Genomic DNA, 16,328 nt, shown 5'->3' with positions numbered 1-16,328 from the left:
TAAGTCGTGAGGGCTATAATCATAGGGGTTGGTCAGTGTGGAACTAAGATAGCCGACCTCTTCGCGCTGGTGGACTTCGAAACTCTCGCCATAAACACATCCAAAGGCGACCTAGAGTACCTCAAGCACATCCCGCCGGAGAGAAGGGTACTCATAGGAGAAGGTCTCACAGGTGGCAAAGGTGTAAACGCCAACCCCCTCCTCGGCAGGGAAGCCATGAAGCGCGACCTGCAAATAGTCATGCGCAAGATAGGCTCGATAATCGGCTATGAGGACGTTGACGTCTTCTTCCTCACTTTTGGATTCGGAGGCGGAACTGGCGCGGGGGGAACACCAGTTCTGGCCCAGGCACTCAAGGAGGAATACCCAGATTCCCTTGTTGTAGCCATCGGGGCACTCCCCCTCAGAGAGGAGGGCATAAGGCCCACCATCAACGCGGCCATAACCATCGACAAGCTCTCAAAGATAGCAGACTCCATAATAGCCATCGACAACAACAAACTGAAAGAAAGCGGCGACGACATAACCAAGGCCTACGAGAGGATAAACTACACCATAGTCGAGCGCATAGCTTCCCTACTGGCCCTCGTTGACGTGCCAGGGGAGCAGACCCTTGACGCGAGCGACTTGAAATTCGTGCTGAAGGCCTTTGGAAGCTTTGCGACGATTGGTTACGCAAAGGCCGACGCGAACAAGGTCAAAAGCCTCTCCCGGCTCATAATGAAGTCCTTCGAGAACGAGGGGCTCTACCTCGATGCGAACATAGAATCCGCCCTCTACGGGCTGGTTGCAATACACGGCCCACCAGAGATACTCAAAGCCACTGAGATATTTGAGGCCTTAGAGTATCTCACCAACAAGATAAGGGGCAAACAGATATTCAGGGGTTTCTATCCAGACCCGCGCGAGAGAGAGGTAGAGGTAGTTACACTCCTCAGCGGCATCTACGACAGCAAGAGCATAGAGGACATAGTTCTGACCGCAAAGCACTACGCTCGGTCCTTCATGGAGGCGAAGGCCGAAGCGGAAACCAGGAAGAAGGAACTCCTGAGTGGCCTGCCGGACTTCGATGACATATACCCAGGTGGTGAAGAATGACCGAGCCAATAAAGGACTCCGTCGAGGTCGCTTTAGAGCTCGACGAGAAGGAAGTCTACTCCCACATAGCCCACGAGAGCGCCGAGGATATAATCAGAATTATCTCCTCACTAGATGCCGAGAGAGCAAAGATACACGGAGAGGTCATTTATTATCAAGACGACTGGGACGATTTAATCCGAAAAAGAATAGCCAAGGGGAAGCGCCACACGGCCTTCGACTTCTACAACCCAGCACTTCTCGACATCTGGGAGGGTAAAGTAAAGGAAGCCAAGAGGATAAAGAATGCGGAAAAAGCCTCCTACGCTGTAATCGGAGGAGCTATAGCCGCGACAATTGTAGCTTCCGTCCTCTTCAGCCAGCCCTACTTTATCATCGGCCTCGCACTGCTCCCTGCCCTTCTCTTCATTAGAGACTACACAAAGGAAAAGCTCGATTTGATGTACTATGAGCTAACCCAGTTCTTTATTGACGAACTGGACGAGCTCGTGAGGAAGCACTCCCTGCCTCCAGAAAGGTACAAATTCAAAATCTTCAGCGGTGATTACTTTGGAGTTGCAACTAAAAAAATCGGAACGAGCCTTTTTGCGGTAGTAAAGGCCGAAAAATCGGAGAGTAACGGTTAAATAGATGCTCACAACTAATCACTATTGAGGGGAGAATATATGATGCAAAAAGCTAGGCGTGGCCAGATATCACTGGAGTTCATGCTTATATTCGGTATAATGCTTATACTGTTACTTTACTCTGTGAACAACATTACTTTCCGGGAAGGTTCAACTTCAATCGAAACCCTCCGTATTCAGGTAAGTCTTGAGGAGAAGAACCTCGCCAACGCTATTTCCAACACGATAAGCCAGGTCTACGCCCAGGGACCGGGTGCCAAGTCCACTACATACGTCAAGCTGACATACTTAAGGGATGCGGGCATGCTCGAAAAGGCCCTGAACCTGGAGAGTCCGAAAATATTCATAACCTATGGCAACTATAGTAGCGATGGTAACGGCACCTATGTTACGGTCACAGGCACGGGGTTTACTCCCGTTCTGACGGGCGGGAACAAGAACGTTTTCTGGAGCAGGTCGATGTATCAGGCGGTGCCCTACGGCAACTCATCCGTATGGTCACCATCCGGGAGCATCACAGTTGGAACTATTACGCTGTACGGCCTGGAGATAGATCCCACAAACCTCCCCCCAACCCTGAAGATAGTCGTTGAGTGGAACCCGGAGCAGCCGGAGAGCTGGACGTTCGACTCGGCCAAGGGCGAGCTGAGAATAAACATCAATCCCGGTGGCTGAAGATGAGAGCACAGATAAGTCTAGACTTCCTCTTTGCGGTTACTCTGATAACCTTGACGATGGTCAACTTAGTCTATATTGCCAGCAGCGAGACGAGCTACGCCGAAACCTTCGATGTGATTACGAAACTCAAAGTGTTCTCAATAGACGTTAGGGATTCCGTTACTAAAGTCTACGCGGTTGGAGACGGCTTTAGTATCAAGAAAGAACTGTCCATGTCCCTAGATGCGGGCGACAAAGTCACAGTCACACTCGTGCCCTCCAACGATACTATCATGATAAACGCCACGATAGCGGGGAGAAAATATCTCGTCATCCAGAAGAGCCCAGTGCCGATTTACAGGGAGAGTTCAGTCACCCTCACCGCGGCAAAAAAGGAATTCCACATAGTGGCAACGTACAACGAGACGGAGGAGAGGCTCTATGTCGATGTCTCGCCGTAAGGCCCAGACTGCGATTGAGAGCCTCTTCATAATCGCGATAATCCTCACGGGCATTCTAATAATAGTGCCTCCCTACCTGAACGAAAACAGGGACATCTCACTGGTAGTCTATGTAAGGAATTCTGCGTCCAATGCCTGTGCGTACCTGAACACTGGGGTGGTGACCAACGAAACCGAGTACACCCCTCTGAACGCAATAATAACCGCAAACAACTACACATACTATTCATTCCAGCTCGCATCCCTCACCATGAAAGAGCTGGCCGACAGAATACAGGTTAACGTCACCATACTATACGCAGGGGGCACCTTCCCGGAGACGAGCATAGAGACCAACATAGAGCAGTATATAGTCAACGACCTCGCTTCGAAGACGAACGTTCAGATGAGAGACGGTAAGCTGTATTTTGGTGGGAAAGAGGTTGAGATAAACGTGGATGTGATGAGAAAATGAGGCGGGGTCAGCTGCTGTCCTTTGACGCGATGCTCTCATTGGTCATAGTTATCCTCATGCTTGGAGCCATAACCAGCACATCCAGCGCACTGAAGGACGATATAACCGCCATGCTGGGCTGGTACGAAAGGGCAAACCTAGCTGACAATATGCTGGATTTATTGACCAAAAGTCCCGGGGAGCCAAGCAACTGGGTACTTGAGCCGTCTAATGCAGAGGTTGTAGGGCTGAGAAAGAACAATAGTATGTATCCCTTGGACTACGATAAATTGATAGCGCTCAATGAATCTAAGGAGGCATTAAAAAGCATTCTCGCCAAAATGGTCAACGACAAGGACGTTCTTCTTGAGGGTTATCTTTCTGAATTCCGAGTTGGAATATCCGGGGATTTCCCCAAAATATACCTGTATAACAAGACTTTTGAGAACCCCAAAGATAACCCCCCAGGCATAAATTTCAGAATAACGGGGGATCCAAATGGAAACAATGTGTTCGTGGTAACTTATATCGAAATAAGGCGGGGAGGGAACACATATATAAACGAGTCCATCTGTGATCTTAAACGGGGCAATAATATTAACTTGGTCGAGGGAGATTATATAAAATTCATAACCGGTCAGACGGTGTATCTCACTGCCAAACGAGGACAATACACCGAGAATTACGTCATACCCTCAAATGCGATCGTAGAAATGTACATAACTGGTCCAGAGGTTAGCAACTTTCAGTTGAACTTTGGTGGACAAGGTGGGGAATGCCCGTACAGTTTTAAGTTCGTTGGTATTGGAAACGTTGTTATAACAGTCTCCGCATACGACAATTCTCGCCCAGGGATCTGGGCAAACTACACAACATATGATGAACTCGTAGAAAAAAATGAGCCTACTTATATGTTCGCTGTAATAGACAAGGAGATAGTAACTGATCCCGACGAGATAAAGAGTTCAAAGGAAAGATCGCAGTGGATTGAAGTAGCACATAGGGTCGCCATTGTGAGCAGAATTCACTACAACCTCCTAGCCGGGCCCTCTACTACAATGCCATTAATCTATGGCGAACTCAAGTACCAGATACCTGAAAGTGGAATCTTTACAATTTCTGCCCCGGATGACATCGGTAGCGTGGAGTTTGTCATCATGAGTGGATCAAGACTCGCGGGACTTAAGGTTTACAGAAACGAGTCCAATGAGGGATTAAAGGCAGTCTTAGTCTACAAGAATGGCTCAATAAAAATGTATTCCGGAAACCTCTCTGTAAGCATCCCCCTAAAGGATCTTTATGAAATCCAAGAAGGCGAAGTTATAGGCCTATGGATGTACTCCTTATCTGGGTGGAGTAGAGATTCTCTACATGTAACTATCACGCCGAGTCTAGAACCATTCCTGGATCCAAAATTCGATACGTTTCTCATGAGAGTCGAAGTGTGGGACGACTGGGGAGGTGAGACCTAATGAAAAGGAGAGGATTCATATTTACTCTGGATGCATTACTGTCACTCCTGTTAGTTCTCATGATAGTAGTCAGCATAGCTTCTGTAACAGGGACGCCCTCACGAATTTATGTTCCGGCGCTTCAGAACCAAAATAAAGCAGTAGCGCAGGGCATTCTGGAAATCATGAGAACAGTTGCACTCAATCAGCTGGTTGATCCGAGTGTAATTGATAAGTGGATAGAGAACGGAACTCTTGATTTAACGTATGTTACTCCAGATATGCCACCTCTAGATATCGTCGCCACGTATTGGGCTATTAATGACATACAAGCAACAAATCCCTCATATCGGAAGAGGGCAGAGGTGATTCTTAGTTATCTACTAGAAAGACTCTCTCGGGAGTACAAGTACCAACTCATAATCAACAACTATACCAGCCCATTTCTGACCTTTGATAACTCCTATCAAAACGCAAGGGATGTTGGAGTCGCCACTACTGTGGTTAGCGGATACGTCAAGAACATGATTCCCCGTGGATATGTAGCCAAGGCTCAACTCACCAAGGGCTCCTTTGTAAGGCAAGATTTGATAGGAATTCAGAGGGTTCTAGCAGGAGGTATTAAGGAATCCGAAAACTTTGATCTTTCTGTCCAGCAGTTTAACTTCGAGTATAATACTGCACTAGCAAGTGATACAATAACTTTTGGTCAGTTCCAACTAATCGCAACGTACGACACTTCAGTAATCAGCATAAACGAAAACCTAAATAATAACCAAGTAGTCTATGATCTTTATAATAAAATCGTATGGAGATTCAGAGTATACTCTGACAAGTATATTATCATAGCAGGCACTTCGTATCTTTCGGGGGATCCCATAGGAAATACCCTGACCGAGACTTATGAAATCTATGCACTCTATTACTACTATACCAATGGGAATTACATTGAAATTCTCCTAAACAGAGGCGTTTACTTAGAGGTTACTTGGCAAGGACATAGGGAAAAAGGGAAGTTCGTAAAAGATTACATTCAGTCCTCACAAGTATATACAAACTCTCCCCAGATAAGAGAGGCAACGTACTATACATCTCCATACAATACCCTTCAGATTGGGTTTAACATAACTTTACCTTTCGATGCTTCAATATTTGACGGACAATGGCACGCGGCCCAGAGATCGAATTATGAAACAATGCAGGTCATAATAAATGGGAATCTACTCACCAATCCGTACGACCAAAATGTGAGTTCACTCTTCCACGCAGGTTCAAACGAAGTACAGGCCACCTTTACAAGCTACGGAGACGAGGAGATAGGCTTCGGCAGCGGTAGCTGGCTTTATTTAAAATATACAACCACCGACCCTAGTGTCCAGGACCCTGGACTGGTAGAACTATACGATATCAACAGTTCAGCCACTGGTATATACTACCTAAACTCCTTATTTGTTCCAGGACAGATAAAGGGAATTGAGGCCACTTTAACAGTTGAGGGGGTTCATGAGGTAAGGATATATTATTCCGACGGAACCACCCTAAACTTAGTGTACAAGAACACCACCCTCGATGGAAGTTTAACAACACTTACAATATCCAACGATACCCTCCTTGGGGGGATATTAAACTACACTACTCTGGAAAACCTCAACAAAAAGAATTTCAACCTGGTTATAATGCTCGACGCTTATTATGACCCAAGCTATGACCGAGTCGTTAGATACGCCGGTCAAGATTACAATACAACTTGGAACAATCCAAGAAGACTCTATGGGTATCCCGATTCGTTTATCCGGATACAATACGATAGCGATGTCAGCATAAACAGATTCTACATTCCACAGGAGGAGTTCAAGACCCTTGATCCCACGGGAGAGCCGGTAAGCTGGGCAAGCACATACACGGGAATGACCTTCTCATATTATCTTCCAGAAAAGGCAGTCCCGTGGTACGTTGATATATGGAGTGCAATATACTTTAGGGGATATCCTTCCGGTACTACAGATCTCTATGAGGGAGCTAACGCAGAAGCCAATTTCCTAGAATTTCCACTAGATCATTATTTGATACGTGTTGCTTATAGGAGGTTAACAGACCAAATAATGGTTCCCGGCCAAGAGAATACATTCAAAATCATAAGCAGTTCAGATGATTACACATTTAGATACGACGACAGCAGGGCCCTCGTCCGTTATTTCCTGTACGGCTATGTCCCCTACGGCAGAATATTCCTCCATTACTCTCAAGACAACGCCTGTGGCTACAATTTAATATACTGGTACAACCTAACGGGTACGATAGGCCAAGACACGGTAGTTATAGGAAACTGCAAACCCGGCGAAACACCCATACCAATAAATGCATCGGCGTTGAAGCCCTCTGAGTATGCGTTGGATGATGCAATATTCCGACTCTTCGTCCAGCTTGGGGCAAGGGAGGATTACACCCAGCTACCAGGAACCGAGGACAATCCAATACGGGTGAGACTCCAGGGGCTCTCAGCGAAGTCAATAGGCATTAGAAATGTCCCCACATCTCTTGGCCCTATAGAAGTAACTCTTAGGATATGGAGGGGTTAAAGATGAGGCGTAGGGCTTTCCTGCTGAACACTACCGTCCTCATCCTTATAATTCCCTTACTACTTCTCTTGGCCACTTATGAGAATGCATCCTTTGGAATAATCTCCGCCCAAAATGATAGAATCAACGCTGAGAGGGAATACTTCAGCATACTAAGCCTTCAAGATGACCTAAGGAACGCTGTGGATCTCAGCATGAAAAAGTCATACCTACTCATGACAGAATACGTGATAAACAACGGATTCGTCGATAATGCTTCCAAAACCATGGCAGATCTCATAATCTACGGGGAAATCAACGGAATATCACAAGCCCAAATGGAAAACTTCACACTAAAATACTGGTTTGAAAACATGGTGGACTACCTACAAGCTCAAGGAATAGCAATAACTCCAGACAACCCCGAGGAATTCGTCTCTAATCACCTTGAGGTTACAGTAGCCCCTCTAGATTCTTTCCACTTAGCAGTAAGAATCAAAGTAAAAGACATCACCATAGTGGACTCATCAGGAAAAGTCATGTACACCGGTGATCTTCCCCAAGAGGGCTATATCTACGCCATCATGAGTATTTCTGGATTTGAGGACCCATTTATAGTTAGGAAGCTGAATGGACTTTATACCCGCGTAATAGAACCATGCAGAATCCCGTTCCCAGGGAGCGAATATGGATACTACAACGTTTCAGAGCTAGACAACGCTGCACTGGAGCAGTGCTATATCGGAATAGAAAGCGATGAAATAGCATATCCATCAATCCTAGAACGCTTTGAGGGCAATACGAACAACCACGCACGCTACCTATCTCTGGCTAGAGAATTTCAGAAGGACCTAGGGACTGAAACTCCCCTTCCCATTGGCCTAGTGACATTAATGGTGCCCTCTTTAGATAATGTTCTACTAGAAACCCTAAGGGCTCTTGGAACGGCACCTTCCCCAGATTCCACAAGTATAGACTACTACTATCTGAGATGTGCCATAGACGATCAGTGTTTAGACGGATCACCCGTGCCCGGCTCAGAATATAACATTATACTCGATCCATATAGTTACGAAGCCATCATGGGATCCTAAAGTAGGACGGTGAAAAACTATGAAAATAATTGATTTTCTTTACTCAGTCGGAGAATTCGCTGAATATAGCGTCAAGAGGGCCAAAAGAGCAATAAAACCAATAATTCTACCAACTCCTACCAAAAGTCCCCCCCAGTTCAAACACCTCAAAAAGCTCGTCAAAAAACCACTGACAGTCCACGAGTTCCTGAGCCTCAGGCTCCAGATGGGGTTCCTGCTGTACCTCATCGTCAACCTCACAGTGCTCTTTCTCAGACTCAGCATCCCCTGGATCGTTGGGATAGCCATAATTTACTTCCTCTACCTGCGCTATACAATAGTCAGGAACTGGGAGTTCTTCGTGGACCCAGAGCCGTACAGGTTCTTCTACTACTATATCTCACTGATCTCCTTCGGCGCGTTCCTCGGCTATGCCCTCATCAGGAAAATCGCCACTAGCATCTACCACTACTACGGCTACCTTGTGCTGGTGTTCATAGCAGTCATAGCATTCAGGTGGTACTTCAAGAGCAAATACGGCCGAGACTGGACGTATGGAGTGGTGGAGGAGATAAGGAGCAACGCGGTGAAGGTCTTCGTTCATGACGACATCGCCGCCAACGTCAAGCCCGGGCACTACTGGGTGGATGCAGTTGACGACCTCGAAGTCGGAAGGGTCGTGAAGCTCATCGTTGAGGACAGGCGCCTTAGGGGCGCGGTGCCAACGAAGATAATCGAGATTTACTTATCTTCCCAGAGCTCGACCGAACCAAAGGAGCAGAGCGAGTGAATGACGAGCAGGTAGATGGAGTGGCAGGGTTCGACTAAGTTCGTCTTGACGAAACCATCCCCCTCCCTCTTTATTTCGAGGGGTTCGACGCCTGGGCATTCTGGGAGTATGATTATGGAGTCGTTCGTTTCTATTAACTCATAGCCGATGCCCTCGCAAATTCTCTCGATGAACCGCCTAAAGTCATCCCACTGCTCAATGCGCGTGCGATAGTATACCGTGTGCCCCAAGATATCACCACAAAGAGTAAAAAGCAAAACTTTAAAAAGTTTTTGATTTTGCAATGTCCAGTCGTAACCAGAGGAAAGGCTTTAAGGCAGATAAAAGAAGGGTCAAACGGGGATGATGAGTAAACCCGTTGCCGAGAAAAAGATGAGGAGAGGATCGACTAGCTGACTAGAGCTCCCCGCAGAGCTGAGCGAAGTTGCGGTAGATATCATTACCCCGCTCGGTGTGGGCGACCTCCGGATGGAACTGAACGCCGTAGATTGGCAATTCCTCGTGCTTCATAGCCTCGATCGGGCAGGTCTCACTCTTTGCCAGAAGTTTGAAGCCAGGCGGGAGCTCCTTCACCTCGTCCATATGGCTTTCCCAAACCTTGAGCCTCTTCGGAAGCCCTTTGAAGATGTCGTTCTCCTCGAGTATCTCAATCTCCACGAGGCTGTATTCGGCCTTCTCGCCCCTGCCGACCTTACCGCCGAAGTGCCTCGCTATGAGCTGGTGGCCGAGGCAGATACCGAGGATAGGCACGCTGAACTCGTCGTAGTGCTCCAGAATCGCCTCACAGTTGCCAGTTTTGTTTATGTCCGGTCCCCCAGAGAAGATTATTCCCTTGGGCCTCATTGCCTTGATTTCTTCGAGGGGCGTAGTGTTGGGAATTATCTTCGCCTCGACGCCGAGGTATCTAAGAGTACGCCAAATCCTGTGGACGTATTGGCCGCCGTTGTCCATTATGACTATCATTCACTTCACCTCACTCGAACTCTATAGTCGCCGGCGGCTTGTTGGTTATATCGTAGAGGACTCTGCCAACCTGTGGAATCTCGCTCGTTATCCTGAAGGCTATTCTCTGGAGAACCTCAAAGGGGACGTTCATGGCATTTGCAGTCATGCCGTCGAGGCTCTCCACGACCCTAACGGCAATCGTCTCCTTGTAGGCCCTTATGTCACCCTGAACGCCGACGGTCTTGACGCCCAGCAGAACCGCGAAGGCCTGCCACGGCCTCAGTCCAGCTTTAGCTATCTCCTCCTCCACGATGGCGTTGGCCTCCCTGACGATGGCGACCTTTTCGGGGGTAACCTCCCCAAGAACCCTGACGGCCAGTCCGGGACCCGGGAAGGGCATCCTGTTGTATATCTTCTCCGGAAGGCCGAGCTCCTTTGCCAGTTCCCTGACTTCATCCTTGTAGAGGTCCCTCAACGGCTCGATAAGCTTGAGGTTCAGCCTCTCCGGCAGTCCGCCGACGTTATGGTGGCTCTTTATCTTGCCCTCGCTCTCTATCCAGTCTGGGGCTATCGTGCCCTGAATCAGGAACTCCGCGTCTATTTCCCTCGCAACCTCCTCGAACACCTCTATGAAGACCCTGCCTATTATCTTCCTCTTCTCCTCGGGGTCGGTTATGCCCTTGAGGGCCTCGAAGAACCTCTCCTGAGCGTCAACGTAGTGAAGGTTCATACCGAGCTCGTCCCTGAAGGTCTTCACCACGAACTCCGGCTCGCCCTTCCTTAGGAAGCCCGTGTTCACGAAGACCGCGTGAAGTTTATTCCCGATGGCCCTGTGTGCCAGAACCGCGGCAGTAGAGCTGTCAACACCGCCGCTGAGCGCTATGATGGCCTTTCCATCGCCAACGGTTTCCCTAATCTCTCTAACCTTCTCCTCTATGAAGTTCTCCCACATGAGCATCACCTTTTCCTTCGCATTGGACAGTCAATTTATAAATCTATCCTGTAGCAAATCCTCAAGTTTATGTCAAAACTTCGTCAAGCCTGTCTTCCTCCAAAGCCTCCCTTATCTCCATAGCTATCCTCCTGCCTGTGCTAACGGGCTCGTCGTACCTCAGCCAGCTGTAGGGCGAACCGTGGATGAAGGGGTTCGTGCCAGCCACTATCCTGGCAGAAATCTCGAATACGACGAACTCCAGATCCTCTGTGAAGACTCCCTCGAGGCAGAAGGGGCCCCAGAGGCCACCCATAAGTTCTTCGGCAGCTTTAACCACCCTCTCGCCGGCATCGATAACGTCCATAAGCAGGCTTTCCCTGAGAACGATTGGTATGTTGCCAATCACTGTATAGTTCGGCTCAACGCCGAGATCAAGCTGCTCTTTAGCGGGAATCCTTCCCAACGAATCGGCGTTTGCTTCATACCTCCTGTCGATGCTCATAAGCTCCAGCTCGCGGTTGAGCTTCGAGTAAAAGTAGTGGGGGTAAACAGGTACTCCAATTATATACTCCTGGATTTGAAGACTGGCTAAGTCCTCCTTATTCCTTATGCCGAGCCTCTCCGCCTTCTCCCAGAAGTCCTCAGGGCTCTTTGCCAGGAAATAGCCCCTGCCGCCCTTTGCTCCGTGGGGCTTGACTATGACCGGACCATCTATGTCATCTGGATCCTTATAGACCCTCGGAAGCCTGAGCTTGGCCTTTTCGAGCCACTTCCGCTCGAGGTTCCTGTCGCTCTCCCATCTGAGAACGGCCTTGTTGCCATAGTAGGGAACCCTCATTCCTTCAACTACCTCGATGCCAAGGTGTGCCACGAAAGAACCAGTTGGGATGACTATTGCATTCAGCCTAAGAAGCTCCTCTTCTGGATAATCGCCCTCTATGAAGTGGTCCGCAACCGGAAAGTACTTCGTGTAGAGGGGCTTGACCCTCGCCTTCCCGAAGGCTACCGTTTCGAAGCCCTCATCCTTGGCGCCCTTCAAAATTTGAAGGGCGGAGTGGGAGGCGTAAGTGGCTATCCTCATTCCCCCTCACCCAAGAGCTTTGGAAGCGAGCGGTGAATATTTTCCAGCTCTTCCAAAGGTCTCCTCAGCAGAGTCCCACCGTTCCATTTGAAGACCACTTCCCTTCCTCCAGCCCTGCCGATGACGGCGAAGTCCCTGAAGATGCCCTTGAGGGTCTCGAGGTTCTCCTCGGGAAAGGCTACAACGTAGCGCCCGTGGCTTTCAGAGAAGGCCACCTCAAGTGGGCCGAGACTTCCCTCGACCAGAATCTTCGAGAGGTCAACCGTGAAACCAACCTTTCCAGCCATCGCCATTTCAGCTAGGGCCACCGCGATGCCGCCCTTGGAAACGTCGTGAACTGCTTTGACCCAACCAAGCTCGATGGCCTCAAGCACCGCATCGGCGTTTCTCTTTTCCTCATCGAGCCGGACTCTTGGTGCCATGCCTCCATCAACGCCGAGAACCCTGAAGAGTTCGCTTCCGCCGAGTTCTCTCCTCGTGAAACCCACGACTCCAATGAGCAGACCCTCCTCGAGACCAAATTCTGGCATCTCCTCAAGCTTCACCTTTCCGAGACCAGCAACCACAGGTGTGGGCTTTATCGGCTTTCCGGCAACTTCGTTGTAGAAGCTGACGTTTCCGCTGACGTATGCCAAGCCGAAGGCACTGGCAGCATCAGCAAGTCCCCTGACCGTCTCGGCGAAGCTCCAGTAAACCTCCGGCCTCTCAGGCGAAGCGAAGTTCAGGTTGTCAACTAAAGCTAGGGGTTCAGCTCCGACGCTTACGAGGTTCCTGACAACCTCTGCAACGGCTCCCATAGCCCCGTGGTAGGGGTTCAGGTGGCTGTGGCGTGGATTTCCATCTGCCACAAATGCCAAACCATAATCCTCGTTTATCTTCAGAACTGCCGCATCCCTTCCTGGCTTTACAACGGTCCTCCCCTGAACCTCGTGGTCGTATTGCTCCCATATCCAGGCCTTGCTTATTACGTTCGGGCTGCCCCAGACGAGCTTGAAGGCTTCCTCAAAGCTCACCTTTGGAGCGGGAACGTCCCTCTCGATGCTGTATGGCCTTATAGACCATTCTATTGTTGGAACCTCGGTCAGCAGGTCTATCGGTAGGTCGGCGACCTTCTCGCCATGCCAGTAAACTGTGAAGCGCGGCTCCTCGATTACCTCCCCAACTACCGTCCACTCGAGCTCGTACTTCTCGAATATCTTTCCGAGTTCATCGACGTCTTCTTCCCTCACGGCGAAGAGCATCCTCTCCTGGCTCTCGGAGATCATGACCTCCACCGCGTTCATTCCGGGCTCCCTCTGGGACACGCGGTCCGCGTAAATCACCGCACCGAAGCCCTTCTTTCCGGTCATCTCGGAGGTGGCACAGGTCAAGCCACCGCCGCCGAGGTCTTTGAGTGCCCTCACCCTGCCGGTGTAAACGGCCTCGAGAGTTGCCTCTATGAGGAGCTTCTCCGTGAAGGGATCGGGAATCTGAACGGCCGAGCGGTCTTTCTCCTCGGCGTTCTCGCTCATCTCCTCGCTCGCGAAGGTAACACCGTGGATTCCGTCCCTTCCAGTTCTGTTGCCAACAATGACGAGCTTTAGGCCAGCCTCGGTGACATAGCTGTGCACTAAATGTTCGGGCTTCATTATTCCGACGCAGACCACATTGACGAGGGTGTAACTGTCCAGGCTATCGTCGAACTCCGTTTCTCCTCCAACCGTTGGAACGCCTATTCTGTTGCCGTAGTCGGCTATTCCCTTCACCACGTACTCGAAGAGGTATCGGTTGCGCTCCTTCTCGAGAGGCCCAAAGCGGATGGGGTCGAGCAGCGCTATTGGCCGAGCGCCCATGCAGAGCACGTCCCTGACGATGCCGCCGACGCCCGTTGCTGCTCCTCCGTAGGGTTCCACAGCGCTCGGGTGGTTGTGGCTCTCTATTCCCACCACTATCCAAGTTTCATCGTCGAACCTCACTATTCCAGCGTCTTCACCGGGACCGAGGATGACGTGCCCGTTTTTTGTAGGTAGAAGCTTAAGCCACGGGCGACTTGATTTGTAGGAGGCATGCTCGCTCCACATGACCTCAAGCATCGCCCACTCAACTTCGTTCGGCTCTCGGCCGAGCCTCTCGCGGATGATCTTCTCCTCGTGGAGGAACATTGTCTTCACCTCTTCGCGTAAGCCACTATCGAACGGAAAACTCTGAGGCCGTCTTCACTCCCTAAGAAGCGGTCGCTGGCTCTCTCCGGGTGAGGCATGGTTCCGAGGACGTTGCCCTTCCCGTTGGCTATGGCCGCTATATTGAGCAGCGAGCCGTTGGGGTTTGCTTCCTCCGTGATGTTCCCACTCTCGTCGCTGTACTGGAAGGCTATGCGAACCTTTGACGGCTCGTCAACGTAGTAATTGCCCTCAGCGTGGGCTATTGGCATTCTTATCACTTCACCAGGCTCGTAGAACTGAGTGAAGGCTGTCTCGGTGTCAGTTATTCTAAGATTAACCCACTTACAGATGAACCTCGGAATCCTGTTGGGTCTCAGAGCACCCGGGAGGAGGCCGGATTCAGTCAGTATTTGAAAGCCGTTGCAGATGCCGAGGACAGGCTTTCCGTCCTTTGCCAGCTCCTTCACTTCCTCCATTATTTCCTGCCTCGCCGCTATCGCTCCAGCGCGTAGATAATCGGCATAGCTGAAGCCCCCAGGAAGGACGACGCCATCAAAATTCTTGAGCGAGGTTCTGTACCAGATTCTCTCGGCCTCGCCGCCGGCCTTTCTTATTGCCCGCTCGGTCTCGAAGTCGCAGTTCGTCCCTGGAAAAACCACCACCGCGAACCTCGGCATGTCACTCACCCAGGGGCTCGATTTGGTACTCGTAGGTATGGACAACTGGATTGGCGAGCAGCTTTCTGCACATCTCCTCAACTTCCCTCTCCGGCTCGTCGCTCTCCAGCTCAAACTCAAAGCACTTCGGAACTTTGAGGCACCCAACGGAGTAGCCGAGGTTTCTAAGGGCCTTTCCTATCACCCTTCCCTCGGGGTCGTTCAGGCCCTCCTTCAAGCGGACTATGACCCTGACCTTCCACCTCATTCAGGCCACCTCATGTAACGACCTTCTCAAGCTCGCCCAGCTCCACAGCTCTCTTAATCTCAAGTGCCATCCTCCTTCCAGTGCTCATCGGCCTCCTCCAGAGGGCGTTGCCGTAGGGGTGGCCCATGGCCATATGTATGTTCGTTCCGCCGCCGGTTCTTGGAGCAACGTCGTAGATGTAGAAGTTGAGGTCCTTGTCAACGGCCGTCTGAAGAGTGAAGGGCCCGATTATGCCAGGGGGATAATACTCCCGCGTCGCCTTCACGTACTTCTCAGCCATGTCAAAGACCTTCTCAAGCAGGCTCTCCCTCAAAGTGGAGCTCGCATGACCAGTAACCGTGTATTCTGGCTCGAACTGGTGCTCGGGCAGGGTGAGCTGCTGGGAAGCGGGCAGGCGAACGTGGCCGTCTAAGCTCGTCTCGAAGCGCCAGTCTATTCCCAAAAGCTCGATTTCCCCATCGATAGGCGAGTAGAAGAAGTCGAAGTTGAACACCGGGCCGATTATGTAGCGCTCGATTCTGGCCCTGCTCAAATCTTCCTCCGTGATCACCCCAAGCTTAATCAACTTCTCCGCCTTCTCGCGGAACTCCCGATAAGAGGCAGCCGTAAAGAAGCCTCTCTCCAGCCTCTTCTTCGCGTGGGGGAGCTTGATTATTACCAGACCGACGTCGTCAATCTCCTCTGGCCCCACTGGCTCGGGATAAGGAAGGCCAGCCTTCTCGAGCAGCCAGTAGTAGCTCTTTTCCTCGCTCCTCTCCTCACTCCTGAGGAGGTTTCTGCTGCCAAAGAGCGGGACTAAAAAGTCGTTCTCGACCCTGTCGATGCCAGCGTAAACGACGAAGGAGCGGTTGGGAACGAAGATGACATTCCTCCTTCTCAGCTCCTCTTGAACGTCAATTATCCGGGCGAACTTCTCCAAGACGATGACCTCGTCGATGAACCCCTTGGTTAGGCCGTCCTTCGTCCTCCTGAGCTTGAAGTAGTGGGCATAGGTTCTGTGCCTGCCCCTCTGAGCCACCACAAGCGTCGGGAGACCTTCCTCCTTAGCACCATCGGCTATGTCCAGCGCGGAATGGCTTCCAATGACGCCAACGGTTATCTTCTCTGGATCGTATTTCTCGAGAACGCCCAAAATATCCTCGCGACTTATCATCAC

Annotated in this window: 17 protein-coding genes; 9 read left to right on the top strand and 8 right to left on the bottom strand. The window is 50.3% G+C overall.

Going from position 1 to position 16,328, the window contains the following annotated elements; all coding sequences use genetic code 11:
- The first annotated feature begins 6 nt into the window (after window positions 1-6).
- The 9 genes from E3E23_RS07165 to E3E23_RS07125 are packed head-to-tail and all read left to right on the top strand — an operon-like array spanning window position 7 to window position 9,147.
- A complete protein-coding gene (locus E3E23_RS07165) occupies window positions 7-1,098 on the top strand; it encodes a cell division protein FtsZ (RefSeq protein WP_167907577.1) in 1,092 nt (363 codons plus the stop codon).
- On the top strand, window positions 1,095-1,724 hold the full coding sequence (locus tag E3E23_RS07160) for a hypothetical protein (RefSeq protein WP_167907576.1): 630 nt from the start codon (window positions 1,095-1,097) through the stop codon (window positions 1,722-1,724). The genes E3E23_RS07165 and E3E23_RS07160 overlap by 4 nt, the downstream gene beginning before the upstream one ends.
- 39 nt (window positions 1,725-1,763) lie before the next feature.
- Window positions 1,764-2,399, top strand: a complete 636-nt coding sequence (locus E3E23_RS07155; protein WP_167907574.1) for a class III signal peptide-containing protein — start codon at window positions 1,764-1,766, stop codon at window positions 2,397-2,399.
- 2 nt (window positions 2,400-2,401) lie between these two features.
- A complete protein-coding gene (locus tag E3E23_RS07150; protein ID WP_240920769.1) occupies window positions 2,402-2,842 on the top strand; it encodes a hypothetical protein in 441 nt (146 codons plus the stop codon).
- A complete protein-coding gene (locus E3E23_RS07145; RefSeq protein ID WP_167907572.1) occupies window positions 2,823-3,296 on the top strand; it encodes a hypothetical protein in 474 nt (157 codons plus the stop codon). Before E3E23_RS07150 ends, E3E23_RS07145 begins: the two co-directional genes overlap by 20 nt.
- Complete coding sequence (locus E3E23_RS07140) at window positions 3,293-4,747, top strand: hypothetical protein (protein ID WP_167907571.1); 1,455 nt, start codon at window positions 3,293-3,295, stop codon at window positions 4,745-4,747. Before E3E23_RS07145 ends, E3E23_RS07140 begins: the two co-directional genes overlap by 4 nt.
- Window positions 4,747-7,305 (top strand): hypothetical protein, encoded by a 2,559-nt coding sequence (locus tag E3E23_RS07135; RefSeq protein WP_167907570.1) that lies wholly within the window; start codon window positions 4,747-4,749, stop codon window positions 7,303-7,305. The genes E3E23_RS07140 and E3E23_RS07135 overlap by 1 nt, the downstream gene beginning before the upstream one ends.
- Before the next feature lie 2 nt (window positions 7,306-7,307).
- The gene (locus E3E23_RS07130) at window positions 7,308-8,378 is read left to right on the top strand and encodes a hypothetical protein (RefSeq protein ID WP_167907569.1); all 1,071 of its coding nucleotides are present in this window, start codon (window positions 7,308-7,310) and stop codon (window positions 8,376-8,378) included.
- A 19-nt stretch (window positions 8,379-8,397) separates the two neighbouring features.
- Entirely contained in the window at window positions 8,398-9,147 is a 750-nt protein-coding gene (locus E3E23_RS07125; protein ID WP_167907568.1) for a DUF2101 family protein, read from the top strand.
- Here E3E23_RS07125 and E3E23_RS07120 read toward each other — a convergent pair.
- The 8 genes from E3E23_RS07120 to E3E23_RS07085 form a co-directional block, all read right to left on the bottom strand.
- On the bottom strand, window positions 9,099-9,377 hold the full coding sequence (locus tag E3E23_RS07120; protein ID WP_167907567.1) for a TonB-dependent receptor: 279 nt from the start codon (window positions 9,375-9,377) through the stop codon (window positions 9,099-9,101). The two genes, E3E23_RS07125 and E3E23_RS07120, sit on opposite strands and share 49 nt — an antisense overlap.
- Before the next feature lie 166 nt (window positions 9,378-9,543).
- Window positions 9,544-10,110 carry a GMP synthase subunit A gene (locus E3E23_RS07115; RefSeq protein WP_167907566.1) on the bottom strand — a complete coding sequence of 189 codons (567 nt, stop codon included), beginning with the start codon at window positions 10,108-10,110 and terminating at the stop codon, window positions 9,544-9,546.
- Between the two features lie 10 nt (window positions 10,111-10,120).
- The gene (guaA, locus tag E3E23_RS07110; RefSeq protein ID WP_167907862.1) at window positions 10,121-11,044 is read right to left on the bottom strand and encodes a glutamine-hydrolyzing GMP synthase; all 924 of its coding nucleotides are present in this window, start codon (window positions 11,042-11,044) and stop codon (window positions 10,121-10,123) included.
- A gap of 67 nt (window positions 11,045-11,111) precedes the next feature.
- Window positions 11,112-12,107 carry a formate--phosphoribosylaminoimidazolecarboxamide ligase gene (locus E3E23_RS07105; RefSeq protein WP_167907565.1) on the bottom strand — a complete coding sequence of 332 codons (996 nt, stop codon included), beginning with the start codon at window positions 12,105-12,107 and terminating at the stop codon, window positions 11,112-11,114.
- On the bottom strand, window positions 12,104-14,248 hold the full coding sequence (gene purL, locus E3E23_RS07100) for a phosphoribosylformylglycinamidine synthase subunit PurL (protein ID WP_167907564.1): 2,145 nt from the start codon (window positions 14,246-14,248) through the stop codon (window positions 12,104-12,106). Before purL ends, E3E23_RS07105 begins: the two co-directional genes overlap by 4 nt.
- Before the next feature lie 5 nt (window positions 14,249-14,253).
- Window positions 14,254-14,925: a phosphoribosylformylglycinamidine synthase I gene (purQ, locus tag E3E23_RS07095; RefSeq protein ID WP_167907563.1), complete on the bottom strand. Its 672-nt coding sequence runs from the start codon at window positions 14,923-14,925 to the stop codon at window positions 14,254-14,256.
- A gap of 1 nt (window position 14,926) precedes the next feature.
- On the bottom strand, window positions 14,927-15,172 hold the full coding sequence (gene purS / locus E3E23_RS07090) for a phosphoribosylformylglycinamidine synthase subunit PurS (RefSeq protein ID WP_167907562.1): 246 nt from the start codon (window positions 15,170-15,172) through the stop codon (window positions 14,927-14,929).
- Between the two features lie 10 nt (window positions 15,173-15,182).
- Complete coding sequence (locus E3E23_RS07085; protein WP_167907561.1) at window positions 15,183-16,325, bottom strand: formate--phosphoribosylaminoimidazolecarboxamide ligase family protein; 1,143 nt, start codon at window positions 16,323-16,325, stop codon at window positions 15,183-15,185.
- Window positions 16,326-16,328 lie beyond the last annotated feature (3 nt).

This window comes from Thermococcus sp. CX2 (assembly GCF_012027555.1).
Lineage (GTDB): Archaea > Methanobacteriota_B > Thermococci > Thermococcales > Thermococcaceae > Thermococcus.
The sequence above is the reverse complement of the archived record's forward strand: the minus strand, read 5'-3'. Positions and strand labels throughout refer to the sequence as shown.

Excerpts from the sequence above, each read along its gene's own strand:
- E3E23_RS07150 (WP_240920769.1), top strand. The coding sequence starts at position 2,402 with ATGAGAGCACAGATAAGTCTAGACTTCCTCTTTGCGGTTACTCTGATA.
- E3E23_RS07125 (WP_167907568.1), top strand. The coding sequence starts at position 8,398 with ATGAAAATAATTGATTTTCTTTACTCAGTCGGAGAATTCGCTGAATAT.
- E3E23_RS07135 (WP_167907570.1), top strand. The coding sequence starts at position 4,747 with ATGAAAAGGAGAGGATTCATATTTACTCTGGATGCATTACTGTCACTC.
- E3E23_RS07145 (WP_167907572.1), top strand. The coding sequence starts at position 2,823 with ATGTCGATGTCTCGCCGTAAGGCCCAGACTGCGATTGAGAGCCTCTTC.
- E3E23_RS07105 (WP_167907565.1), bottom strand. The coding sequence starts at position 12,107 with ATGAGGATAGCCACTTACGCCTCCCACTCCGCCCTTCAAATTTTGAAG.
- E3E23_RS07115 (WP_167907566.1), bottom strand. The coding sequence starts at position 10,110 with ATGATAGTCATAATGGACAACGGCGGCCAATACGTCCACAGGATTTGG.
- E3E23_RS07085 (WP_167907561.1), bottom strand. The coding sequence starts at position 16,325 with ATGATAAGTCGCGAGGATATTTTGGGCGTTCTCGAGAAATACGATCCA.
- E3E23_RS07155 (WP_167907574.1), top strand. The coding sequence starts at position 1,764 with ATGATGCAAAAAGCTAGGCGTGGCCAGATATCACTGGAGTTCATGCTT.
- purQ (WP_167907563.1), bottom strand. The coding sequence starts at position 14,925 with ATGCCGAGGTTCGCGGTGGTGGTTTTTCCAGGGACGAACTGCGACTTC.
- E3E23_RS07160 (WP_167907576.1), top strand. The coding sequence starts at position 1,095 with ATGACCGAGCCAATAAAGGACTCCGTCGAGGTCGCTTTAGAGCTCGAC.
- purL (WP_167907564.1), bottom strand. The coding sequence starts at position 14,248 with ATGTTCCTCCACGAGGAGAAGATCATCCGCGAGAGGCTCGGCCGAGAG.
- guaA (WP_167907862.1), bottom strand. The coding sequence starts at position 11,044 with ATGTGGGAGAACTTCATAGAGGAGAAGGTTAGAGAGATTAGGGAAACC.
- E3E23_RS07140 (WP_167907571.1), top strand. The coding sequence starts at position 3,293 with ATGAGGCGGGGTCAGCTGCTGTCCTTTGACGCGATGCTCTCATTGGTC.
- purS (WP_167907562.1), bottom strand. The coding sequence starts at position 15,172 with ATGAGGTGGAAGGTCAGGGTCATAGTCCGCTTGAAGGAGGGCCTGAAC.
- E3E23_RS07130 (WP_167907569.1), top strand. The coding sequence starts at position 7,308 with ATGAGGCGTAGGGCTTTCCTGCTGAACACTACCGTCCTCATCCTTATA.